Origin of the sequence: Serratia sp. H402Y (assembly GCF_051172415.1) — a bacterium.
In the GTDB taxonomy this organism is placed as follows: domain Bacteria; phylum Pseudomonadota; class Gammaproteobacteria; order Enterobacterales; family Enterobacteriaceae; genus Serratia; species Serratia ureilytica.
Genome location: NZ_JBPIYZ010000001.1, coordinates 1,448,865 through 1,470,147, shown reverse-complemented (window position 1 = coordinate 1,470,147; position 21,283 = coordinate 1,448,865). Strand labels below are relative to the sequence as shown.

The following is a 21,283-nucleotide window of genomic DNA, read 5'->3' as shown; positions in this document are numbered from 1 at the left end:
ATCCCATGTCGTATCGTGCAGAGCAAGAAACCGCCCGCTTTATCAACGCTATCCCGCGACCGGCGTCGCCCTTTCTGACGACGCCGGTACTTGTCCCATTACCAGCTCAGCCCCGTCCCGCGAGGGAACGCCACCTTGCCCGTATTGGTTTCCTCATCGTAGTCATGCCAGGTGTTGACCGGCAGTTTGCCGTGCGGCGTGATTTTCCCCGTCAGCACCTGTGCCAGAGATATCATCGAGGGACCGCGCCATACGCCGCTGTCATACCCATAGTAAGAATAGGTGGCGACGGCTGCATCCACGTCTGCGGCATAGTTCACGATATCGTAAGGCGCGCGCAATGAGAGGTGAACGCGTTTTTTCCCCTGCTCGGCGGCGTATTTCAACCAGCCCGGGTAAGGGCTGCTGTCATTACCCGATCCGGTGGCAGCGGTAACGACACCATCCTGCTCGGCAGGCGTAAAGCGGGTCGAAAGCGTGCCGAGCAGGAACACGTCGCAATCGGCAATATGCGCCCTGATTTGGGCATCGCTCAGTTCCGTTTCCTTCGCGGCAACGACGTTCTGGTAGCCCTCCTGCGCCATCACGTTAGCGATGCCTTTGGCCTGCTCACCCCACGGGGTCAGGATAAAATAGCGCAGCGCCTTGTCTTTCAACGGCAGCAGGCTGTGGCGGTTAATGACCACGGTAATGGAGCGATCGGCGATGCGTTTTTCCAGCTTATGCGCTGAGGACGAAACGCTGCTGGAACAAGGGGCCTCGCGATGCCCCATCAGGTGATGGCGTAATTTGAGGCGCAAAATGCGCTCGACCGAAGCATCGATATCGGCCTCGTTGAGATGCCCTGTTTTCACCCGGTCCGCAAGGTAACGAATCAGGTCCGGCAGCAGGTTAGCCTGGGCCGGCGAAGCGATGCTGACAGGCATCAGGGCGATATCCACCCCGGCGGCAAAGACGTTTTCAGCCGCCCCTTGCTGGCTGAAATGCTCGGCAATCGCACCCATATCCAGCGCATCTGAAATCGTTACGCCGGCATAACCCAGCTCATCGCGCAGGATGCGGGTCTGAATTTCATGCGACATGGTGGCCGGCACCGTGATTTTTTCGCCGCTGCGGGTGTCGATCTGGCGGTTATCCAGCGCGGGGTACTGAATATGCGCGGTCATGACCATGTCCGGCGCCGCACAGCGGTCAATGGCCTGTTTGTAAGGCGCGATATCGATGGCAAACGCCTCTTCCCGCGTACGGTCGACGCGCGGCAAACCGGTATGCGAGTCGGTGGAGGTGCTGCCATGGCCAGGGAAGTGTTTGTAAGCGGTGATAAGCCCTTGCTGCTTCATCCCCGCCACCATTTTCTCGGCCAGGTGGGAAACGGCGTTCTTATCATCGCTGAAGGCGCGAACGTTAATCACCGGGTTGAACGGGTTGGTGTTGACGTCCACAACCGGTGCAAAGTTGGTATTGATATGCAACGCGCGCATATCCTGGGCCATCAGTTCGCCCTGTTCAACGGCGAGCTGTTTATCCGCGCCGCCCTCAATCGCCGCGGCGAGCGCCATATTGCCGGGGAATGAGGCATAGTCGCCGCGCGGCAGCCGGAAAACGTTACCGCCCTCGTTATCCGTGCCAATGAACAGGCGGATGCCGGCGTGGGTTTTCATCGCGGCATACCAGGCCGTTAACGTATTGATCTGCTGCTTATCTTTCAGATTATTGGCAAACAGGATCACCCCGCCCACATGGTTATCGGTGATCAGCTTGCCAATGGCTTCATCGGGAACGGTCATATCCTGATTGCTGCTACCGTTCCGATCCCAGTAGCGAAAATCCAGCATGATTTTTTGCCCGATCTTCTCTTCCAGCGTCATGTTTTTGACTTTCTGTTTAATATCCACAGTAAACCTCCTGTTAAAGCACCCGTTAATGACAGAAGAAAAGATAACCCCAAGGGCTCATAGCGTCCTGCCATTCTGTTTGTTCCAGCGTTTGGACAACGGCAAACGGGAAATGGATTAAACAGAAGACAAACGAACAGGAAAAAATCCATCAATGAATCAAAACCATAAGAAGAGCAGGTTTATTTTCGACAATCACACTTGCCCGCATGCGTAGCAGACGAGCGAGAGAATTCCCCCTGCTGCCCGCCCTATTTCCCCCTGGTAAGCCGGGCGGGCAGTTAAGCCGAGTATTGCCCCATTGCCGATGTTGCCCCCAGCCTGTTACTCTCCTATAGTATGTTGTAACTAAAAAAGGGGCATATGATGAGCAAATACGATGTGATTGGCCGGATGAACGCCTGCTTTGCCGAACTGGAGCAAGCTCTCGGCGCATTGCAGCAGCAGATAACCCCGCTGCGGCTGCTGGCGGCGCGGGTGTTTAGCCTGCCGGAGGTAGAAAAAGGCCAGGAACATCAGGCCATTTCGCATATCGCGGTCGAGCAGCATGTGGGGCAAGCGGCGCGCGATCTGGCGCTGGAACACTATCAGCGGCTCTTCATCCACCATAACCGTGAGAATGTCAGCAGCAAGGCCGCCGTGCGCCTGCCCGGCGTCATCTGTCTGGCGGTAGAGCAAGCGGAGTATCAGGCGCTGCAGGCGCAGCTGGCGCTGATCAACCGCCTGAAGGGCGAACTGGAGCAGATTATCACCGTCGATTCCGGCCTGGCGCCGGAGCAGCGTTTCGAATTCGTGCACACCCATTTGCACGGGCTGATTACCCTCAGCGCCTACCGCACCCTCACCGCCCTGACCAATCCCGACTCGGTGCGTTTCGGCTGGGCCAACAAGCACATCATCAAAAACGTCAAACGGGACGACATCCTGGCGCAGCTGGAGAAAAGCCTGAAAGCCGGCCGCGCGGTGCCGCCGCACAGCCGTGAACAGTGGGCCGCCCTGGTCAGCCGCGAGATAGACGATGTCAGCCGCCTGCCGCAGCATGCGACGTTGAAAATCAAGCGGCCGGTAAAAGTGCAGCCGATCGCCCGCGTGTGGTATCAGCAGCAGCAAAAACAAGTGCAACATCCCTGCCCGCTGCCGCTGATCGCCCTGTGTCAGGTTGAAAGCGGCGCTGCGGTGCCGAAGATCGGCGAACTGCTCAACTACGACGCCGACGCAGTGAAGCATCGCTACAAACCCGACGCCAGGCCGCTGCGGCTGCTGGTGCCGCGTCTGCATCTGTATACCGACGGCACTACTCGCTGAGGGCATATACCCGCAGGCGATGGCCGTCCGGATCCCGCGCCACAAAGGTGTAGCCGAATTCCATTTCGGTTGGCGTTTGCTCGATAGGCAGCCCGAGCTCGCGCCACTGGTTATAGCGCGCCTCCACCTCTTGCGGATCCTGGCATAAAAAGCCCAGTTCACCGCCGCCGCCGGTCAGCGTGGCGGCGGGTTTTACCCCCTGTTTGGCCCACATCCCGAGCTTGAAGCCGTTGTTGAGCACGAACAGGGCAAAGCCGGGAGAAAGCTCTACCGGCGCCTGCCTCAGCAGGCGTTGATAAAAGGCGGCGCTGTTGAGCGGGTTATCGACGTAAAGCAGGGTCATGCTGGGAAGGGTCATCGGTCTGTCCTCTGGGTGATGGGAACCGGTTGGTTCCCGATAGGCACAGACTAAAGGAGGCGACTGACAGTTTATGGCAGCAGCGTGTCGTTATTGTTCCGCAATGCCTTCGCTCAACCGCCACTCTTTCAACAGTCGCCGCCGGCCATGCGGATAACGCTGTTCAAGCGGCGTGGCGGCCTGAATGCGATCGAGGCGAAAATGACGAAAGGCCTGACGCAACTCACACCAGGCAACCAGCATCTGGAACTGGTCGAAAAAGCCCAGCGCAAAGGGCCACAGCAGGCGTTCGCTGCGCTGCCCCGCCAGGTCGAGATAGTCGATATGCAGCTTGCGCTCGCGGCGGATGCTGTCACGGATTAACACCCGCATCTCATCCGCCACCGGCGGCGACTGAGCCGGTGCGATAAGCAGCGTGTTGGCCTCCAGCTCCTCCCGCAGCGCCGTCGGCAGCACGTCGGCGATCTTGGCGAGCGCCTGGCCCGCGGCGCTCGCCAACTGGCTGTCGCCGCGGCGGCTGACCCAGCGCATGCCCAGCACCAGCGCTTCTATTTCCGCTTGCGAGAACATCAGCGGCGGCAGCATAAAACCGGGGCGCAGCACATAGCCGAGCCCCGCTTCGCCGACGATCTCCGCTCCCTGCTGCTGCAGCGTGGCGATATCGCGGTAAAGCGTGCGCATGCTGATGCCCAGCGTCTGCGCCAACGCATGGCCCGCCACCGGATAGCGGTGGCTGCGCAACAGCTGCATCAGATCGAGTAAACGTTGTGCGCGCGACATCTTAATTTCTCCATAAAAAAGGGGCTTACCTCAGTAAGCCCCCGGTTGCCTCACAGATCAATTATTTCTGCATGCTGCCGACCATCGCCTCCGGGCGCACCCATTCATCGAACTGCGCTTCGGTCAGATAGCCGAGCTTCAGCGCCGCGGCTTTCAACGTCAGCCCTTCCTTGTGCGCTTTCTTGGCGATTTCCGCCGCTTTGTCATAACCGATATGGGTGTTGAGCGCCGTCACCAGCATCAGCGATTCATTCAGCAACTGGGTAATGCGATCGCGGTTCGGTTCGATGCCCACCGCGCAGTGCTCGTTGAAGCCCTGCATACCGTCGGCCAGCAGGCGGATCGACTGCAGGTAGTTGTGGATCACCATCGGGCGGAACACGTTCAGCTCGAAGTTACCGGAAGCGCCGCCGATATTCACCGCCACGTCGTTGCCCAGCACCTGCGCGCACAGCATGGTCATCGCTTCGCACTGGGTCGGGTTGACCTTGCCCGGCATGATGGAGCTGCCCGGCTCGTTCTCCGGGATAGAAATCTCGCCGATGCCGCAGCGTGGGCCGGACGACAGCCAGCGCACGTCGTTGGCGATCTTCATCAGCGAAGCCGCCAGCCCTTTGAGCGCGCCGTGCCCCTGCACCAGCGCATCGCAGGTCGCCAACGCTTCGAACTTGTTCGGCGCGGTGACGAACGGCTGATGGGTCAACTCCGCCAGCGCTTTAGCGACGCGTACGGCATACTCCGGATGGGTGTTCAGGCCGGTGCCGACCGCCGTGCCGCCCAGCGCCAGCTCGGCGATGTGCGGGATGCTGTCTTCGATGTGTTTCAGATTGTGCGCCAGCATCGCCGCCCAGCCGGAGATTTCCTGGCCCAGGGTCAGCGGCGTGGCGTCCTGCAGGTGGGTGCGGCCGATTTTGACGATGTCGCGGTAGGCTTCGGCCTTGTCGCTCAGCGTCTTGTGCAGCACTTTCAGCTCGGGGATCAGGTGCTCGCGCAGCGCAATCACCGCCGCCACGTGCATCGCGGTGGGAAACACGTCGTTGGAGCTCTGGCTTTTATTGACGTCGTCGTTCGGATGCACCTTGCGCTCTTCACCGCGCACGCCGCCCAGCAGCTCGCTGGCGCGGTTGGCCAACACTTCATTCATGTTCATGTTGGTCTGAGTGCCGGAGCCGGTTTGCCAGATGGACAGCGGGAACTGGTCGGCATGGCTGCCCGCCAGCACTTCGTCGGCAGCGTTGATGATGGCGGCGCCCCGCTCGGCCGGCAGCAGCCCCAGGTCCACGTTCACCTGCGCGGCGGCGCGCTTGGTCAACGCCAGCGCATGGATCAGCGCGGTCGGCATCTTTTCGGAGGAAATGCGGAAATGCGCCAATGAGCGCTGGGTCTGTGCGCCCCACAGCTTGTCGGCCGGTACTTCGATGGGGCCCATGGAGTCTTTTTCGATACGAACGCCTGCCATCATTGTCTCCTTAGCATAATTCCTAAAATTGTAGGGTTAGGCCGACGCGCTACCCCCCGTCGGCACGCATTCCCAGTATAGTGACATAATAACTATTCGCATTAAGAGAGTTATCTCACAGCACGATTCATCTCTTTTACCCATTCATGACGCGGTTATTTGCCGTCGGTTAACCCGTGCCGAAATAAAGACGAAGAAAGAACCGGGATAATAAACGCGGAGATGAAATTAACGCGCGTGACGCGAATTAAAATTATTGATGCGCTGCGCCTGTAAGTGATTGAGTTCATCGATCCGCTGCTGTTGCAAATGATTGATCTCATCGTAGGCATCCTGCCGTTCATTATGGCGATACGCCCCGGTCGCCACCGCGCCGGCGGTGAGCGCCAGCGGATGCGCCACGGGTGCAGTCACGGCGGGAAGCGCGACCGGTGCGGGCGCAACGACGATCGGCGCCGGCGTTATCACCACGGCGCGCGGGGCCGCGTAGGGATAGGTGACGATCACCGCCCCCTGAGCCGCCCCGGTGCAAAGCCCCAACAACAGCAACCATTTTTTCATGCAACAGACCTCTCATTTCGTTAAATCGACTCGTTAACGGCTACGGTAAAGCGGTCTGTCGTTCAGGTTTAAGCTCGGCGTGTGATCGCCCGACTTGGCGCAAAAATAATAATAAGGGAATGGCTCAGAAGGTAAAAAATAAATTCCGCCGACATACTTTGACATGCCGATAAATAAATAATGACGTAGAAAGCCTGCGCTGTCGGCAATAATTTCTTTCCCTCCCATCAACGATCGATTGGCGGATTTGCCGGGCCCTCTTGAGGCCGGTGAGCCATTTGAGACGCCGATCGTTATCACGCTATACTCTGGCCGCGTGGCCGGACGCAACCTTATCCGGCGTTGTTTTGATCGCGCCCATGAGGGTTCCTGCCGACGCGGGCGTATGATGGTTGTCGGCACAGATGAAGCGAATCTTATAAAATCAGTAAGTTATTGCCATTAGTGCGGCAATGACGCAAAGGACGTTTATCGACATGCAAAAAATGACCAACGCGGTACAGAATTACGCCTGGGGCAGCCACGATGCGCTGACCCGTCTTTACGGCATCGCCAACCCGGATAATCAGCCGATGGCCGAACTGTGGATGGGCGCGCATCCCAAGAGCCCTTCCCGCGTGCCCGGCGCCGATGGCGCACTGCGTTCGCTGCGCTGTCTTATCGATGAAGACCAGCCAAAGCAGCTGGGCGCTGACGTCGCCAGCCGCTTTGGCGAGTTGCCGTTCCTGTTTAAAGTGCTCTGCGCCGATCAACCGCTGTCGATCCAGGTCCACCCGAGCAAAGCGGCGGCCGAGATCGGCTTCGCGAAAGAGAACGCCGCCGGCATCCCGCTGAGCGCCGCCGAACGCAACTATAAAGATCCCAATCACAAGCCCGAGCTGGTCTTCGCCCTGACGCCGTTCCTGGCGATGAACGGCTTTCGCGAACTGGCCGATATCGTCTCCCTGCTGCAACCGATCGCCGGCGCGCACCACGATATCGCCACCTTCCTGCAGCAGCCGGACACCGCCCATCTGTCAACCCTGTTCGCCAGCCTGCTGACGATGAGCGGCGAGCAAAAGTCGCTGGCGCTCGGCGTGCTGAAAGCCGCGCTCAACAACCAGCAGGGTGAACCCTGGGATACCGTGCGCTTCATCGCCGGTTTCTATCCGGACGACAGCGGTCTGTTCTCACCGCTGCTGCTGAACGTGGTGCAGCTCGCGCCGGGCGAGGCGATGTTCCTGTATGCCGAAACGCCGCACGCCTATCTGAAAGGCGTGGCGCTGGAGGTGATGGCCAACTCGGACAACGTGCTGCGCGCCGGCCTGACGCCGAAATTTATCGACGTGCCCGAGCTGCTGGCCAACCTGCAGTTCCGCCCGCAGCCGGCGTCCGGCCTGCTGACCCAACCGGAGCGGCGCGGCAACGAACTGTTCTTCCCGATCCCGGTGGAAGATTTCGCCTTCTCGCTGCACGATTTGACCGCCGCGCCGCAGGCGCTCGCGCAACGGAGCGCGGCTATCGTGTTCTGCGTCAGCGGCGAAGCGACGCTGGAAAAATCCGGGCAGCGCCTGACGCTCAAACCGGGTGAATCCTGCTTTATCGGCGCCTTCGAATCGCCGGTCAACGTCAGCGGCAGCGGCCGTATCGCCCGGGTTTATAACCAACTGGCCTAACCGTTGATAAATTTCAGCAAATTGCTTGCTGAAAGCGAGAGCTGCCCCCACAATTAAACGCCTGCGGGCGTTTTTTGTCGGCCCACATTTGCCCCCTCCCTCGCAACGGAGGGTTATAAGAAAAAAGGATGAAACAGAGCTATGAAAAAATCGTTAGTCGCTGTCAGCGTCATTGTCGTTCTTGGCGCAGCATGGACCGGGGCATCCTGGTACACCGGGAAACAGATCGAGCAGCACATGGGCGAAGTCGTCGACAACGCCAACGGCCAACTGAAAGCCTATCTGCCGAAAGCCGGCGTCAAGCTGAGCTATGAAAATTACCAGCGCGGCCTGTTCAGCAGCAAAGTGCGTTATGTGCTGCGCTCCGACGGCACGGATACCAGCGAAAACGCGGCGCTGAAAGCCGGTGAAGAAGTGGCGTTCCTGGAAACCATCGATCACGGTCCGTTCCCGTTCGCGCAGCTGAAAAAATTCAACCTGCTGCCGAGCATGGCGTCGGTGCATACCGAGCTGGAAAACACCCCGGCGGTGAAAGGCCTGTTTGAAACCACCAAAGGCAAATCGCTGTTTACCGCCGATTCGCGCATCTCCTACAGCGGCGATACTGCGTCCACCATCGACTTTATCCCACTGGACTACCAGAAGGATAAGTCTTCGCTGAAATTCAGCGGCGCCACCATTGACGCCGACGTGTCCCGCGATCTGAAAAAAATCGCGCTGGACGCCAACAGCGACAACATCGTGTTCGCCAGCCCGAACGAATTCGGCCAAAACGAGCAGATTACCTTCCAGGGCTTCAACCTGAAAGGCAACAGCAACGAAAGCAAGTTCGGCGTGAAGCTCGGCGATCAGACGATGACCCTGAAGCAGTTCAAACTGACGATCGACGGTAAAGACACCGTGGCGTTGGACGGTTTCAATCTGGTGAGCAAGTTCGGCGAGCAAGGCAGCAGCAATATCGGCGGCCAGATCGATTACACCATGGACGCGCTCAAGGTGCAGGGCAACGACTTCGGCGCCGGTAAACTGACGCTGAAAATCGACAACGTCGACGGCAAGGCGCTGAAAGACTTCTCCGACAGCTACAACCGCCAAACCATGGCGCTGCTGCAGCAGGGCGAGAACCTGGATCCGGACGTCTACGAACAGCAGACCTCCGAGATGCTGCAAAAGAACCTGCCGATGCTGCTGAAAGGCAACCCAAGCCTCAGCATCGCCCCGCTGAGCTGGAAAAACAGCAAGGGTGAGAGCATCTTCACGCTGGATCTGGCGATGACCGATCCGAGCAAGGCCGCCTCCCCGGCACAGTCGCCGGATCAAGTGATCGCTCAGGCGGTTAAAAAGCTGGATCTCAGCCTGACCATTCCGGAAGCGATGGCCACCGAAGTGACCGCGAAGACCGCCTTGTTGCAGGGTTACAATGAGGAAGACGCGCAGAAACTGGCGCAGCAGCAAGTGCAGGGCCTGGCGGCCATGGGTCAGATGTTCAAGCTGACCACCCAGAAAGACGGCGTGATCGCGAGCAAGTTCCACTACGCTGACAATCAGGTTGACCTGAACGGCAACAAAATGTCGCTGCAGGAGTTCATCGGCCAGTTCGCCATGCTGGGCGCCCCGGCGGAAGACGCTGAACCGGCGCAGGAAGCGGAACCCGCTCCGGCACCGGCGCAGTAATCGCCTGAAAGCCTGAACAAGGGCCCCCTGTGGGGCCCTTTTTATTTACGCCGCATAAACCGCATCGCGGATCTGCTGCGGGTAGCGGCCGCACATGCCCTCAAATGCGGTATTGGTCAAGACGACTACGCTCAGCTGCGCCTCTGGATCAAAGAACCAGCTGTGGCCGTAAACGCCGCCCCAGGTCAGGGTACCGGCATGCTGCGGCGTCTGCGCAGCGTCTGGATCCACCAGCAGCGCGCCGCCAAAGCCGAAGCCCCAGCCCGGCCCTTGCGTTTGCGCCTCGGCGCCGACGTGCGGGTGACGCAGCAACGCCACCGTATCCGGTTGCAAAATGCCCTGCCCGCCGCTGCGCAGCGCCTCCACCAGCCGCAGCACGTCGTCGGCATCACCGACCATGCCCGCGCCGCCGGAGGGATAGGCTCCGACATTAAGCGCGCGCGCCGGCGAGAACGTCACTTCTCCCCCCGCCATGCCTTCCGGCAAGGCGATCCGCACGCCTTCCGGCATGCGCCGCGGCCCCTGCGGCGTATTGTAATAAGGCGTCGCCAGGTTAGCGGCATGGGTCGCATGGAACGCGGTATTGCCGAGCCCCAGCGGCCGCGCCACCCATTCGACAAACAGCTGCGGCAGCGGCATGCCCGTCACTCGCTCCAGCACCGCGCCGAGCACGTCGATCGCCAGCGAATAGTTGAAGCGCGCGCCCGGTTCCGATAGCAACGGCGCCTGCGCCAACAGCCCCAGGTTTTGCTCCAGCGTCAGCGTCGACAGCTCCACGCCGTCCTGGATCCCCAACTGATGGTAAACGCCTGCCGGCGGTTGGTTCAGCCGATAGTCGAGCCCGGCGGTATGACTCAGCAAATGACGAATCTTGATCGTCGGGCGCCGGCCGTCGGCCAGCGCCGGGGTAAACCACGGCAGCCAATCGCTGACCGCATCGTCCAGGCTCAGCTTGCCTCGTTCAATCAGGCGCAGCGCCGCCAGCGTGGTATAGGGTTTGGAAACCGACGACAGCCGAAACTGCGTTTCTCGCCGCATCGGTTGCCGCGCTTCGCGATCGGCATAACCGGCCGCACCGGCGTAGCAAATTTCACCCCGCCGCGCCACCAGCACCACGCTGCCCACGATGCGCCCTTCGGCCATCGCCTGTTGATCGATCGCCGCGATCCGTTCTGTTAACGCCCGTTGTTCTGCCGACATGATTTTTATCTCGCTGAGGGAAAGTAAAAATCAGTCTAAAACGTTCGTCATAAATTAAAATAAGGCATAATTTAATGAATCATTAAGCACAGGTTATTGATAGATGAGTTCACTCCTGCAGCTGCTGCCCTATTTCGAAGCCGTCGCGCGGCTGGGCAACTTCACCCGCGCGGCCAACCAACTGGGCGTCACGCCGCCGGCGGTGTCGCAAAACATTCAGGCGCTGGAGAATCAGCTGGGGGTGCGCTTATTCCACCGCACCAGCCGCTCGGTACGTCTCAGCGACGAGGGCCGACTGTTTTACCAGAAGGTCTCGCCGGCGATGAACCAGATCGACGTGGCGGCGGACGACGTGCGCGCCCTGGGCGCGCAGCCGGCGGGCCTGCTGCGCATCACGCTGCCGCAACTGGCCGCTTCGCTGCTGGTGATGCCGCACCTGGCGGAGTTTCAGCGGCGCTATCCCGAAGTGCAGCTGGAGCTGTTTACCGAAGACCGCTTTTCCGATCTGGTGCTGGGCAGTTTCGATGCCGGCATTCGCATGCACGCCATGCTGCAAAAGGACATGATCGCCGTGCCGATCGACAACGGCCAGCGCCGGGTGCTGGTCGCCTCACCCGATTATCTGACGCGTTGCGGCGCGCCGGCCACGCCGGACGATCTGCTCGCGCACCATTGCCTGCGCTACCGTTTTCCCGGCAGCGGCAAATTGGAGCCCTGGCATTTCAGTCGGCACGGCGATGAGCGGGCGCTGGACGTCAGCGGCAGTTTGATCTTTAACGAAGACAGGCTGATCAAGGATGCGGCGTTGGCGGGCCTGGGGATCGCGCAACGTTTTCAGGGCACGGTGGTGCAGGAACTGGCGCAGGGCGATCTGGTGGAAGTGCTGCCGGAGTATGCCAGCGAGGCATCGGGATTTTTCATCTACTTTCCCGCCGGCAGGCATCTGCCGCTCAAGCTGCGCGCCTTTATCGATTTCATGCGCGAGCGGCGAGAGCGACAGCACCGGTAACAGGGGCGCCCCGACGGCGCCCCCCACGATCAGCGCTTATCCAGCGCTTGCACGATGCGGTAAGCCGCCTCGACCCGATCGTCGTTCGGGAACCATTTGTTGGCCAGCATCACCACGGCGATATTTTTCGCCGGGATAAACACCGCGTAGGTGGAGAAACCGCCGGTCGAACCGGTTTTGTTATACCAACCGGCGCGCAGCTCCGGCTGCGGCGGCGTGATGGCGGTGGCCGGCGTGCCGTTCATGATCATCCCGGCGTTGTTGCCCTCGATCAGCCGCGACAGTTTCACCGGGTACGGGTAGTTCTCCCACATCAGATCCTGCGTGAACACGCCCGCTTTGTAATAGCCGACGTGCGTGGCGGCCAGCGCCTCGCGCCACGGCTGCGCGACCTTCGCCTGCTGCAGGTTGGCGTCCAGGTAACGAATCAGATCGCGGGCGTTGGATTTGATGCCGTAAGATTCGGCGTCCAGCGGGCCGGGATTGACGCGCACCGGCTTATCGTCCTTGTTGTAACCCTGGGCATAGTTGGCCATCTGCGCCGCCGGCACCTGAATGTAGGTGTGGCTCATGCCCAGCGCCGGCAGCATGCCCTGCTCCATGGCCTGGATAAACGGCCGATCGAGGCTCTTGGCGGCGATCATGCCCAGCATGCCGATACCGAGGTTGGAATAGACGCGGTAGCTGCCCGCCGGGTGCTTCGGCTGCCAGGTCCGGTAGTAAGCCATCAGTTGGGCGTTGTCGGTCACGTCGTCCGGCACGAACAGCGGCAGGCCGGATGTGTGGGTCGCCAGATTCAGCAGGCTGACGCCGTCGAAGGCGCTGCCGCGCAGCTCAGGCAGATAATGGCTGGCCGGATCGCTGAACGACAGCTTGCCCTGCTGCTGCGCATAGACCGCCAGCGTCGCGGTGAAGGTTTTGCTCAGCGACCCCACCTCGAACAGCGTCTGCTCGGTGATCGGTTTGCCGGTCTGTTTCGAGGCGACGCCATACGGGTAAATCTGCTGTTTGCCATCGACCGATACGGCGATCGCCATGCCCGGCACGCCGTATTTTTTCATCAGCGGCTGAATAACGGCGTCGATATCCTGCTGCTGCGCGGCGTGCGCGGTCGGCAAGATCAGTGCGGCGATCAGCGCGGCCGCCAGGCGGTTCATTTTCGTCATGATAGAGGCTCTTCGGTTGCAGGGCATCGGCCGCGGCCAAAAGTTTTTATTGGCGTTGCGCACGGCGCACTCCCTGATGGATGATGTCATTCCTTTACGGGCTCCGCCAATCTTGCGGCAGCCGCGCCAAATATCGGTTTTTGCCGCCGGGTTGACAAGCGATAATAATTTCAGCCAGCATAAAGAAAAACTTATGGCTATCAACAATGCGCAACCGACTTCCCCTCAACGCCCTGCGGGCGTTCGAATCCTCCGCCCGCCACCTGAACTTCACCCGCGCCGGTCTGGAGCTGCGCGTCACTCAGGCCGCCGTCAGCCAGCAGGTGCGCATGCTGGAAGAACAGCTGGGCATTCAGCTGTTCCGCCGCCTGCCGCGCGGGTTGGATCTGACCGAAGAGGGCCAGGCGCTGCTGCCGGTGTTGAGCGACGCTTTCGATCGCATCGAGGCGGTGTTGCAGCAGTTCGAAGGCGGGCATTTCCACGAAGTGCTGACGGTGGCGGTAGTCGGCACCTTCGCGGTCGGCTGGCTGATGCCGCGGCTGGCGGCGTTCCGCGCGGCGCATCCGTTCATCGATCTGCGGGTGCTGACCCACAACAACCTGGTCAATCTGTCGGCCGACGGCATGGATTTCGCCATCCGTTTCGGCGAAGGTTTATGGTCCGCCACCCGCAATATTAAGCTGTTCGACGCGCCGCTGACGGTGCTCTGCTCGCCGGCGGTCGCCGCGCGCTTGCATACGCCGCAGGATCTGCAGCACGAACTGCTGATGCGCACTTACCGCCAGGATGAATGGGAACGCTGGTTCACGGCTGCGCAGGTGACGCCGTGGCGAATCAACGGCCCGGTGTTCGACTCATCGAGGCTGATGGTGGAAGGCGCGCTCCAGTGCGACGGCGTGGCGCTGGCGCCGGTCAGCATGTTCCGCCGCGAACTGGCCGCCGGCGCGCTGCAGCGGCCGTTCGCCGCCGAGGCCGCGCTCGGCGCCTACTGGCTGACCCATTTGAAATCGCGGGATCTGACGCCGGCGATGAAGGCTTTTATTGGCTGGATTTGCCGCGAAGCGGAAGAGGAACAGCGGCGGGACTAAGCGGAGCCGCGCCGGATCAGCGTCGGCGGCAAAATGACGTTCTGCGCCGGCAGATCGGCGTCATTGATGCGCTGCAGCAGGCGTGCGGCGGCGCTGCGCCCCACTTCCCGCGCCGAGCTGGAGACAAAGGTCAGCGGCGGTTCGGTCAGCTCGGCCTCCGGCACGTCGCCGAAACCGATCAGCGCCACCTGCCGGCCGTAGTAGGCGTCGACCCCGTCCGAACCGATGCTGCGGCCGCTGCGCGTCAGGCCAAAATAGGCGCCAAGCGCCACCGACGCCTTGTGGCAAACGACAGCGGTGATATTCGGGTAGTGGCGCAGCAGCTGTTCCGCCGCTTCCGCCGCCTCACGCTGCCGGCAATCGCACTCGACGATCCATTCGCTGCGAAACGGCAGGCCGTACTGCAACAGCGTGGCGCAAAATCCGCCCAACCTTTCGGCGCGCGTCAACGAGTCGCTCTGGCCGCCGAGATAAGCAATCTGGCTGTGGCCGCGTTTGATCAAAAATTCGGTGGCCAGCTTGGCGGCCTGCATATTGTCCGGCCGCACCACGTCCACGCCCTCGAGACCGCTGGAGCGCGCCACGCATACCAGCGGCACGCCCTGCTCGGCCGCCTTTTCCTTCAGCCCGGCCGCCGCACGGATGCCGCCCGCCAGCACGATGCCGTCGACGCCCTGCGCCAGCAGCGCGTCAAACGCCCGCTGCAGCCCCTGACCATCGCGCCCGCTCTGGGTTAAAAACAGCAGTTTGTCGTGCGCCTCCAGCGCTTCGCTCAGCCCGGCGGTCATTTCGGCATAGAAGGGTTCGCAAATGTCGCGCAGAACGAGGCCGATCACCCCGGATTCACCGCCGCGCAGCGTCGCCGCCTGGCGATTGCGCACGTAGCCCAACTGCTCTATCGCCTGATTGACCTTCTCGACGGTGGTCGGCGAAATCCGCCCCTTGCCGCTCAATACCAGAGAAACCGTGGTGACCGAAACGCCCGCCTGTTGCGCCACATCGGTAATGGTGATCTTTTTGATGCTCATAGTCTCTGCGAACCCGTTCCTGGGCAACCCGCGCCGTAGTGATCAAGGGTATACCGAATCCGTCAATGCAGTAAAACGTTTTACTACCCAACACATTGTCGCCAAAAGCCGGGCGACAGATTTGTGATTGGCGGCGCATTTTTGCTAGGTAAAACGTTTTATCTTCTTTTTACCTAATCAGAAGTCCCCTTTTTGCTCGTCTTTTCGCCAGGAGAAGTCGGTTATGTCAGCAGCCAATAAACCCAAAATCACCCTCTGGGAGTTCTTCCAGAGCCTGGGCAAAACATTCATGTTGCCCGTCGCCTTGCTCTCTTTCTGCGGCATCATGCTGGGGATCGGCAGCTCGCTGAGCAGCCGCGACGTGATCACCCTGATGCCGTTTATCGGCCATCCGATCTTCCAGCTGATCTTCACCTGGATGAGCAAGATAGGCTCCTTCGCCTTCAGCTTCCTGCCGGTGATGTTCGCCATCGCCATTCCGCTGGGCATGGCGCGCGACAACAAGGGCGTCGCCGCCTTCTCCGGCTTCGTCGGCTTCGCCGTGCTGAATCTGGCCACCAACTTCTACCTGACCGCTGCCGGCGTGCTGCCCACCAGCGATCCGCTGGTGCTGAAGGCCAACAACATCCAAAACATTCTCGGCATTCAGTCGATCGACACCGGCATCCTCGGCGCAGTGATCGTCGGCATCATCGTGTATCTGCTGCATGAACGTTTCCACACCATCCGGCTGCCGGATGCGCTGGCCTTCTTCGGCGGCACCCGTTTCGTGCCGATTGTCACCACCGTGACGCTGGGCCTGTGCGGCCTGCTCATCCCCGTGATCTGGCCATGGTTCGCCGCCGGCATCAACGGCCTGGGGCGCATGATCAATGGCGCCGGCATTTTCGGGCCGATGATTTTCGGCACCGGCGAACGCCTGCTGTTGCCGTTCGGTCTGCATCACATACTGGTGGCGCTGATCCGCTTTACCGAGGCGGGCGGCACGATGGAGGTGTGCGGCCACAGCGTCAGCGGCGCCCTGACCATCTTCCAGGCGCAGCTCTCCTGCCCGACCACCACCGGTTTCGCCGAAAGCGCCACCCGCTTCCTGTCGCAGGGTAAAATGCCGGCGTTCCTCGGCGGCCTGCCGGGCGCGGCGCTGGCGATGTACCACTGCGCCAAGCCTGAGAACCGCCATAAAATCAAGGGGCTGTTGATTTCCGGCGTGGTGGCTTGCGTCGTCGGCGGCACCACCGAACCGATCGAGTTTCTGTTTCTGTTCGTCGCGCCGTTCCTCTACCTGATCCACGCGCTGCTCACCGGGCTGGGCTTTACCGTCATGGCGCTGCTGGGCGTGACCATCGGCAATACCGACGGCAACATTATCGACTTCGTGGTGTTCGGCATTCTGCACGGCACCGCCACCAAGTGGTATCTGGTGCCGGTGGTGGCCGCCGTCTGGTTCGTCGGCTATTACGCCATTTTCCGCTTCGCCATCCGGCGCTTTAACATCAAAACGCCGGGCCGTGAGAGCGACGGCGCCGTCAGCCAAAGCGCGCCGAGCGGCGCGGTGGGCAAATCCGGCTACAACGTGCCGGCGATTTTGGCGGCCCTCGGCGGCCCGGGCAACATCATTACGCTGGACAACTGCATCACCCGCCTGCGCCTGTCGGTCAACGACATGAGCCGGGTGGACGACGCGGCGCTGAAGGCCAACCGCGCCATCGGCGTAGTGCATCTCAACGATCATAATCTGCAGGTAGTGATCGGCCCGCAGGTGCAATCGGTGAAGGATGAATTAGACTCACTGATAGCCACGGCGCCCCCTGCCGCGGCGCTGCAGGGAGCCACCCATGTTTGATTTCTCCACCCCGATCGACCGCCACGGCACCTGGTGCACCCAGTGGGATTACATCGCCGATCGCTTCGGCAACGCCGACCTGCTGCCGTTCACCATCTCCGATATGGATTTCGCCACCGCGCCGTGCATTCTCGAGGCGCTGCAACAGCGCCTGCAACACGGCGTGCTGGGCTACAGCCGTTGGCAGCATGAGGATTTTCTCGGCGCGCTGCGCCACTGGTATCAGCAACGTTTCAACACCGCTATCGATACCGCAACGGCGCTGTACGGCCCTTCCGTTATCTACATGGCGGCGCAGCTGATCCGCCAATGGTCCGTGCCGGGCGACTACGTGGTGACCCATACCCCGGCCTACGACGCCTTCTATAAGGTGATCCTCGCCAACCAGCGCCAGCTGCTGGCCTGCCCGCTGCACAAGGCCGCAGATGACTGGCGCTGCGACATGGCGCACCTCGAAGCGTTGCTGGCGCGGCCGCAGACCAAGATCCTGCTGCTGTGCAGCCCGCATAATCCCACCGGCAAAGTGTGGCGCCGCGAAGAGCTGCAGCAGATGGCCGAACTGTGCGAACGCCACGACGTGCGCGTGATCAGCGATGAAATCCACATGGACATGGTATGGGGCGAACACCGCCATACGCCCTGGAGCCAGGTGGCGACCGGCCCCTGGGCCTTACTGACCTCCGGCTCCAAAAGTTTCAACATTCCGGCGTTAACCGGCGCCTACGGCTTTATCAGCGACGACGCCAGCCGCGAAGCCTATTTCCAGCAGCTCAAAGCCCGCGATGGCCTCTCCTCGCCGGCGGTGCTGGCGGTGGCGGCGCACGTAGCCGCCTATCGGCGCGGTGAACCCTGGCTGGATGCCCTGCGCGACTATCTGCAGGATAACCTGACCTATGTCGCCGAACGGCTGGCGGAGGCGTTTCCCGCGCTGGGCTGGCGCCCGCCGCAGGCCACCTATCTGGCCTGGATCGATCTGCGGCCGCTGGCCGTGGACGATCGGGCGCTGCAGCAGGTGCTTATCGAGCGTGAAAAGGTGGCGATCATGCCGGGCTTTACCTACGGCGAAGAAGGCCGCGGGTTCCTGCGCCTCAACGTCGGCTGCCCGCGCAGCAAGCTGGAAGCCGGCATGGACAAGCTGATCGCCGGGTTGAAGTTTGTGCTGGACGAGCAATAACGCGAGGGGGCGAGCCTCTGCCCGCCCCTCGGTTACGCCTGAACAGACGGGATTTCCTCCAGATGACGATAGACCATCAATCCCCATTCGTTAGCCAACCGCACGTCGTTATCGGCCCCCGCAGATGCCCCTTCGATGCGATACACCGCCTGACACTGCGCAATCAGTCGGTGAGCCACCGGGTAAAGAAACGCCTCGCTGACCGCATCGCCAACCTGAGTGGAACCGGCCGCGGCCGCCAAAGGCAGCGCCAGCCATTCACCGATCACCGGCACGTGCCCCCGTTGGTAGACCGCCAGCGCCGCCTGTTCGAGGCGCGTCAGATTGGCGGCGATACGCTGCGGATCGCCATCGGTGCCGCTGCGATAAGGGCCGGCGATCAAGATTTGTTGGGCTTTCATCGTTGTTCCTCCAACGTCCGATTCAAGGCGACAAACTGCAGCAGCATGATGGTTTTGGCGTCAACGATCGTACCCTGACGAACCGCCTGCAGGGCCTGCGCCAGCGGCAGCTCGATCACCTCCAAATCTTCCCCCTCCGCCGCCAGCCCGCCGCCCTCGTTGAGGCGGTCGCCCGCCTGATATTCGCCGACGAAAAAGTGCAGCTTTTCGGTGACCGAGCCAGGGCTCATGTACGCCTCAAACACTTTCTCCACGTTCTGCACGAAATAGCCGGTTTCCTCTTCAACTTCGGCGCGGATGCGCGCCTCCGGCGACGCGTCGTCCAACAGCCCGGCGGCGGCCTCAATCAGCATGCCGTCATGACCGTTGACGAACACCGGAAAGCGGAACTGGCGCGTCAGGATCACCGTTTGCGCCTGCCGGTTGAACAGTAAAATGGTGGCGCCGTCGCCGCGATCGTAAGTCTCACGGCTCTGCCTTTGCCAGACGCCATCGCGCCGCAGAAAATCAAAGGTGGTTTTTTTCAGCAGGTACCAGTCATCGGACAACACCCGGGTTTCGACAATGCGAACCCTGTCTTTGGTGGCTATCATCGGTTTACTCCGCCAGAGGAAGGAAATTGATACTATCGTGCATTTTCGTGTATGATCAAGATATTTCGTGCATAGGGAATTTGAGAGGAAATGGCCATGTTGACCAGCCAACGCAAGAAGATCATTTTGGAAAAACTGGCCCAGGAGGGTCAGGTCTTGGCCAAACAGCTCAGCGAGATGTTCGGGCTGTCGGAAGATACGGTCCGGCGCGATCTGCGTGAACTGGACGCCGAGGGGTTGCTGCAACGGGTGCATGGCGGCGCCCTGCCGGTTTCTTCCGCCATCGCCAGCTTCGCCGAACGCAATCAGTTGGAATCCGGCGCCAAACGCGCGATCGCCAAAGCGGCGGCGGCGCTGATCGCCCCCGGCCAGGTGGTGATCATCGACGGCGGCACCACCTCCGCAGAGCTGGTCAGGCAACTGCCGGCCAACCTCAACGCCACCATCGTCACCCACAGCCCCAGCGTCGCCGTGGGCCTGGTCGATCACCCCACCGTCGAGGTGATCCTGATCGGCGGCCGACTGTATAAGCATTCGATCGTCAGCGTCGGCGCCGCCGCCGTAGAAGCGATGTCGCATATCCGCGCCGATATTTATTTCATGGGCGTGACCGGCGTGCACCCCACCGCAGGGCTGAGCACCGGCGATCTGGAAGAAGCCTACATCAAGCGCGCGCTGGCGGCCCGTGCGGCGGAAACCGTGGTGCTGGCTTCCGCCGCCAAGCTTAATGCCGCCTCGCAGTATGCGATCGGCGATATTACGCTGGCGCACACCATCATCGTTGAGCGGGCTACCGATGACGCGCTGATCGCGCCGTTGCAGCAGGCGGGGGTCAGCGTGTTGAAAGCCTGATTCATGACGATAATGCGATATATCGCGCATTATTTGTGACTTACATCACTTTTTTATGCAACGCAATGGCAAGTTTCATCCATTTGTTTTTATACTGTTCTGCACTTTACCTACGATAATTAGCGAGTGCCCAGCATGATCGATCCCCGCCTACCGCTTACCGATATTCACCGCCATCTCGACGGCAACATCCGCGCGCAGACCATTCTCGACCTCGGCCGCCAGTTCAACCTCACCCTGCCGGCCAACGATTTGGAGAGCCTGCGCCCGCACGTGCAGATCACCCATGCCGAACCGGATCTGGTCAGCTTCCTGCAGAAACTGGACTGGGGCGTGGCGGTGCTGGGCGATCTGGACGCCTGCCGCCGGGTGGCATACGAAAACGTCGAAGACGCCGCCAACGCCGGCCTGCACTATGCCGAGCTGCGTTTCTCCCCTTACTACATGGCGATGAAGCATCAACTGCCGGTCGCCGGCGTGGTGGAAGCGGTGATCGACGGGATCCGTTCGGGCTGCCGCGATCGTGACATCGACATTCGCCTGATCGGCATCATGAGCCGCACCTTCGGCGAGGCCGCCTGTCTGCAGGAACTGGAAGGATTGCTGGCGCACCGCGACGGCATTACCGCGCTGGATTTGGCGGGCGATGAGCTGGGCTTCCCCGGCAGCCTGTTCCTCAGCCACTTCAACCGCGCCCGCGACGCCGGCCTGCGCATCACCGTGCACGCGGGCGAAGCCGCCGGCCCGGAAAGCATCTGGCAGGCGATCCGCGAGCTGGGCGCCGAACGTATCGGCCACGGGGTGAAAGCGGTCGAAGACCCGGCGCTGATGGACTTCCTGGCGGAACACGGCATCGGCATCGAATCCTGCCTGACCTCCAACATCCAGACCAGCACCGTGCCGTCGCTGGCGCAGCATCCGCTGGCCACCTTCCTGCGCCACGGCGTGCTGGCGTCGATCAACACCGACGATCCGGCGGTTCAGGGCATCGAGATCGAGCATGAATACCGCGTCGCCGCGCCGCAGGCCGGGCTGACGCCGGAAGAAATCCGCACCGCGCAGGAAAACGGCCTGAAGCTGGCCTTCCTCAGCGAGCAGGAAAAACAGGCGCTGCGCGCCAAAGTTCAGGGCTAAATCCCCCCAGGCGCCAAACGGCGCCTTCTTCTCATCCCCCGTTTTCTTCCGCCTGCTCGTCTTTATCGCTGTGTTACCCCATGACTCTGCCGCAAGAGAGGAATTCCG

20 protein-coding genes are annotated in these 21,283 nt (G+C 61.2%); 9 read left to right on the top strand and 11 right to left on the bottom strand.

Annotated features, from left to right (window positions below; translation table 11 throughout):
• Positions 1-98: 98 nt before the first annotated feature.
• A complete protein-coding gene (locus ACSBQS_RS07465) occupies positions 99-1,895 on the bottom strand; it encodes a glycoside hydrolase family 3 N-terminal domain-containing protein (protein WP_042784424.1) in 1,797 nt (598 codons plus the stop codon).
• Between the two features lie 366 nt (positions 1,896-2,261).
• On the opposite strand from ACSBQS_RS07465, the gene tus reads away from it, so the two are divergent.
• Complete coding sequence (gene tus / locus ACSBQS_RS07460) at positions 2,262-3,200, top strand: DNA replication terminus site-binding protein (protein ID WP_042784423.1); 939 nt, start codon at positions 2,262-2,264, stop codon at positions 3,198-3,200.
• On the opposite strand, the gene ACSBQS_RS07455 is transcribed toward tus, so the two are convergent.
• The 5 genes from ACSBQS_RS07455 to ACSBQS_RS07435 all read right to left on the bottom strand — a co-directional run bounded on the left by ACSBQS_RS07455 (position 3,190) and on the right by ACSBQS_RS07435 (position 6,658).
• A complete protein-coding gene (locus tag ACSBQS_RS07455) occupies positions 3,190-3,558 on the bottom strand; it encodes a VOC family protein (protein WP_434990114.1) in 369 nt (122 codons plus the stop codon). The genes tus and ACSBQS_RS07455 overlap by 11 nt on opposite strands.
• A gap of 90 nt (positions 3,559-3,648) precedes the next feature.
• Positions 3,649-4,338 carry a helix-turn-helix transcriptional regulator gene (locus ACSBQS_RS07450; RefSeq protein WP_042784422.1) on the bottom strand — a complete coding sequence of 230 codons (690 nt, stop codon included), beginning with the start codon at positions 4,336-4,338 and terminating at the stop codon, positions 3,649-3,651.
• 61 nt (positions 4,339-4,399) lie between these two features.
• Complete coding sequence (gene fumC, locus ACSBQS_RS07445) at positions 4,400-5,797, bottom strand: class II fumarate hydratase (RefSeq protein WP_042784421.1); 1,398 nt, start codon at positions 5,795-5,797, stop codon at positions 4,400-4,402.
• A 228-nt stretch (positions 5,798-6,025) separates the two neighbouring features.
• Positions 6,026-6,358, bottom strand: coding sequence for a hypothetical protein (locus tag ACSBQS_RS07440; protein ID WP_042784419.1), 333 nt, complete (start codon positions 6,356-6,358; stop codon positions 6,026-6,028).
• A 33-nt stretch (positions 6,359-6,391) separates the two neighbouring features.
• Positions 6,392-6,658 carry a hypothetical protein gene (locus ACSBQS_RS07435; RefSeq protein WP_127897192.1) on the bottom strand — a complete coding sequence of 89 codons (267 nt, stop codon included), beginning with the start codon at positions 6,656-6,658 and terminating at the stop codon, positions 6,392-6,394.
• 176 nt (positions 6,659-6,834) lie between these two features.
• Here ACSBQS_RS07435 and manA point away from each other — a divergent pair, with 176 nt between their 5' ends.
• A complete protein-coding gene (manA, locus tag ACSBQS_RS07430; protein WP_033650488.1) occupies positions 6,835-8,013 on the top strand; it encodes a mannose-6-phosphate isomerase in 1,179 nt (392 codons plus the stop codon).
• 141 nt (positions 8,014-8,154) lie between these two features.
• Positions 8,155-9,687 carry a YdgA family protein gene (locus ACSBQS_RS07425; RefSeq protein WP_047575933.1) on the top strand — a complete coding sequence of 511 codons (1,533 nt, stop codon included), beginning with the start codon at positions 8,155-8,157 and terminating at the stop codon, positions 9,685-9,687.
• A gap of 45 nt (positions 9,688-9,732) precedes the next feature.
• Here the strand turns inward: ACSBQS_RS07425 and ACSBQS_RS07420 are convergent, their stop codons facing one another.
• Positions 9,733-10,887 (bottom strand): serine hydrolase domain-containing protein, encoded by a 1,155-nt coding sequence (locus tag ACSBQS_RS07420; RefSeq protein WP_042784415.1) that lies wholly within the window; start codon positions 10,885-10,887, stop codon positions 9,733-9,735.
• A 103-nt stretch (positions 10,888-10,990) separates the two neighbouring features.
• On the opposite strand from ACSBQS_RS07420, the gene ACSBQS_RS07415 reads away from it, so the two are divergent.
• Complete coding sequence (locus ACSBQS_RS07415; RefSeq protein ID WP_047026184.1) at positions 10,991-11,896, top strand: LysR family transcriptional regulator; 906 nt, start codon at positions 10,991-10,993, stop codon at positions 11,894-11,896.
• A 29-nt stretch (positions 11,897-11,925) separates the two neighbouring features.
• Here ACSBQS_RS07415 and blaSRT read toward each other — a convergent pair whose 3' ends face one another.
• On the bottom strand, positions 11,926-13,062 hold the full coding sequence (blaSRT, locus tag ACSBQS_RS07410) for an SRT/SST family class C beta-lactamase (protein ID WP_047026185.1): 1,137 nt from the start codon (positions 13,060-13,062) through the stop codon (positions 11,926-11,928).
• A gap of 206 nt (positions 13,063-13,268) precedes the next feature.
• Here blaSRT and ACSBQS_RS07405 point away from each other — a divergent pair, with 206 nt between their 5' ends.
• Complete coding sequence (locus ACSBQS_RS07405) at positions 13,269-14,150, top strand: LysR family transcriptional regulator (protein ID WP_197666545.1); 882 nt, start codon at positions 13,269-13,271, stop codon at positions 14,148-14,150.
• On the opposite strand, the gene ACSBQS_RS07400 is transcribed toward ACSBQS_RS07405, so the two are convergent.
• The gene (locus ACSBQS_RS07400) at positions 14,147-15,178 is read right to left on the bottom strand and encodes a Mal regulon transcriptional regulator MalI (RefSeq protein WP_197666546.1); all 1,032 of its coding nucleotides are present in this window, start codon (positions 15,176-15,178) and stop codon (positions 14,147-14,149) included. The genes ACSBQS_RS07405 and ACSBQS_RS07400 overlap by 4 nt on opposite strands.
• A gap of 223 nt (positions 15,179-15,401) precedes the next feature.
• Here ACSBQS_RS07400 and malX point away from each other — a divergent pair, with 223 nt between their 5' ends.
• Together malX and ACSBQS_RS07390 are read left to right on the top strand one after the other, a co-directional pair.
• A complete protein-coding gene (gene malX / locus ACSBQS_RS07395) occupies positions 15,402-17,021 on the top strand; it encodes a maltose/glucose-specific PTS transporter subunit IIBC (RefSeq protein ID WP_197666547.1) in 1,620 nt (539 codons plus the stop codon).
• A complete protein-coding gene (locus ACSBQS_RS07390) occupies positions 17,014-18,195 on the top strand; it encodes a MalY/PatB family protein (RefSeq protein WP_197749792.1) in 1,182 nt (393 codons plus the stop codon). The genes malX and ACSBQS_RS07390 overlap by 8 nt, the downstream gene beginning before the upstream one ends.
• A gap of 32 nt (positions 18,196-18,227) precedes the next feature.
• Here ACSBQS_RS07390 and ACSBQS_RS07385 read toward each other — a convergent pair whose 3' ends face one another.
• Together ACSBQS_RS07385 and ACSBQS_RS07380 are read right to left on the bottom strand one after the other, a co-directional pair.
• Entirely contained in the window at positions 18,228-18,596 is a 369-nt protein-coding gene (locus ACSBQS_RS07385; protein ID WP_147838603.1) for an NUDIX hydrolase, read from the bottom strand.
• Positions 18,593-19,189, bottom strand: coding sequence for an NUDIX domain-containing protein (locus ACSBQS_RS07380; protein ID WP_033642958.1), 597 nt, complete (start codon positions 19,187-19,189; stop codon positions 18,593-18,595). Before ACSBQS_RS07380 ends, ACSBQS_RS07385 begins: the two co-directional genes overlap by 4 nt.
• Positions 19,190-19,285: 96 nt before the next feature.
• On the opposite strand from ACSBQS_RS07380, the gene ACSBQS_RS07375 reads away from it, so the two are divergent.
• Both ACSBQS_RS07375 and add read left to right on the top strand, forming a co-directional pair.
• Positions 19,286-20,041, top strand: coding sequence for a DeoR/GlpR family DNA-binding transcription regulator (locus ACSBQS_RS07375; RefSeq protein ID WP_042784408.1), 756 nt, complete (start codon positions 19,286-19,288; stop codon positions 20,039-20,041).
• 135 nt (positions 20,042-20,176) lie between these two features.
• On the top strand, positions 20,177-21,175 hold the full coding sequence (gene add, locus ACSBQS_RS07370) for an adenosine deaminase (protein ID WP_075685791.1): 999 nt from the start codon (positions 20,177-20,179) through the stop codon (positions 21,173-21,175).
• Positions 21,176-21,283 lie beyond the last annotated feature (108 nt).

What these genes read in the sequence shown, in the direction of transcription:
- tus (WP_042784423.1), top strand. Translation starts at nt 2,262, where the DNA reads ATGAGCAAATACGATGTGATTGGCCGGATGAACGCCTGCTTTGCCGAA.
- ACSBQS_RS07455 (WP_434990114.1), bottom strand. Translation starts at nt 3,558, where the DNA reads ATGACCCTTCCCAGCATGACCCTGCTTTACGTCGATAACCCGCTCAAC.
- ACSBQS_RS07450 (WP_042784422.1), bottom strand. Translation starts at nt 4,338, where the DNA reads ATGTCGCGCGCACAACGTTTACTCGATCTGATGCAGCTGTTGCGCAGC.
- fumC (WP_042784421.1), bottom strand. Translation starts at nt 5,797, where the DNA reads ATGGCAGGCGTTCGTATCGAAAAAGACTCCATGGGCCCCATCGAAGTA.
- ACSBQS_RS07440 (WP_042784419.1), bottom strand. Translation starts at nt 6,358, where the DNA reads ATGAAAAAATGGTTGCTGTTGTTGGGGCTTTGCACCGGGGCGGCTCAG.
- manA (WP_033650488.1), top strand. Translation starts at nt 6,835, where the DNA reads ATGCAAAAAATGACCAACGCGGTACAGAATTACGCCTGGGGCAGCCAC.
- ACSBQS_RS07425 (WP_047575933.1), top strand. Translation starts at nt 8,155, where the DNA reads ATGAAAAAATCGTTAGTCGCTGTCAGCGTCATTGTCGTTCTTGGCGCA.
- ACSBQS_RS07420 (WP_042784415.1), bottom strand. Translation starts at nt 10,887, where the DNA reads ATGTCGGCAGAACAACGGGCGTTAACAGAACGGATCGCGGCGATCGAT.
- ACSBQS_RS07415 (WP_047026184.1), top strand. Translation starts at nt 10,991, where the DNA reads ATGAGTTCACTCCTGCAGCTGCTGCCCTATTTCGAAGCCGTCGCGCGG.
- blaSRT (WP_047026185.1), bottom strand. Translation starts at nt 13,062, where the DNA reads ATGACGAAAATGAACCGCCTGGCGGCCGCGCTGATCGCCGCACTGATC.
- ACSBQS_RS07405 (WP_197666545.1), top strand. Translation starts at nt 13,269, where the DNA reads ATGCGCAACCGACTTCCCCTCAACGCCCTGCGGGCGTTCGAATCCTCC.
- ACSBQS_RS07400 (WP_197666546.1), bottom strand. Translation starts at nt 15,178, where the DNA reads ATGAGCATCAAAAAGATCACCATTACCGATGTGGCGCAACAGGCGGGC.
- malX (WP_197666547.1), top strand. Translation starts at nt 15,402, where the DNA reads ATGTCAGCAGCCAATAAACCCAAAATCACCCTCTGGGAGTTCTTCCAG.
- ACSBQS_RS07390 (WP_197749792.1), top strand. Translation starts at nt 17,014, where the DNA reads ATGTTTGATTTCTCCACCCCGATCGACCGCCACGGCACCTGGTGCACC.
- ACSBQS_RS07385 (WP_147838603.1), bottom strand. Translation starts at nt 18,596, where the DNA reads ATGAAAGCCCAACAAATCTTGATCGCCGGCCCTTATCGCAGCGGCACC.
- ACSBQS_RS07380 (WP_033642958.1), bottom strand. Translation starts at nt 19,189, where the DNA reads ATGATAGCCACCAAAGACAGGGTTCGCATTGTCGAAACCCGGGTGTTG.
- ACSBQS_RS07375 (WP_042784408.1), top strand. Translation starts at nt 19,286, where the DNA reads ATGTTGACCAGCCAACGCAAGAAGATCATTTTGGAAAAACTGGCCCAG.
- add (WP_075685791.1), top strand. Translation starts at nt 20,177, where the DNA reads ATGATCGATCCCCGCCTACCGCTTACCGATATTCACCGCCATCTCGAC.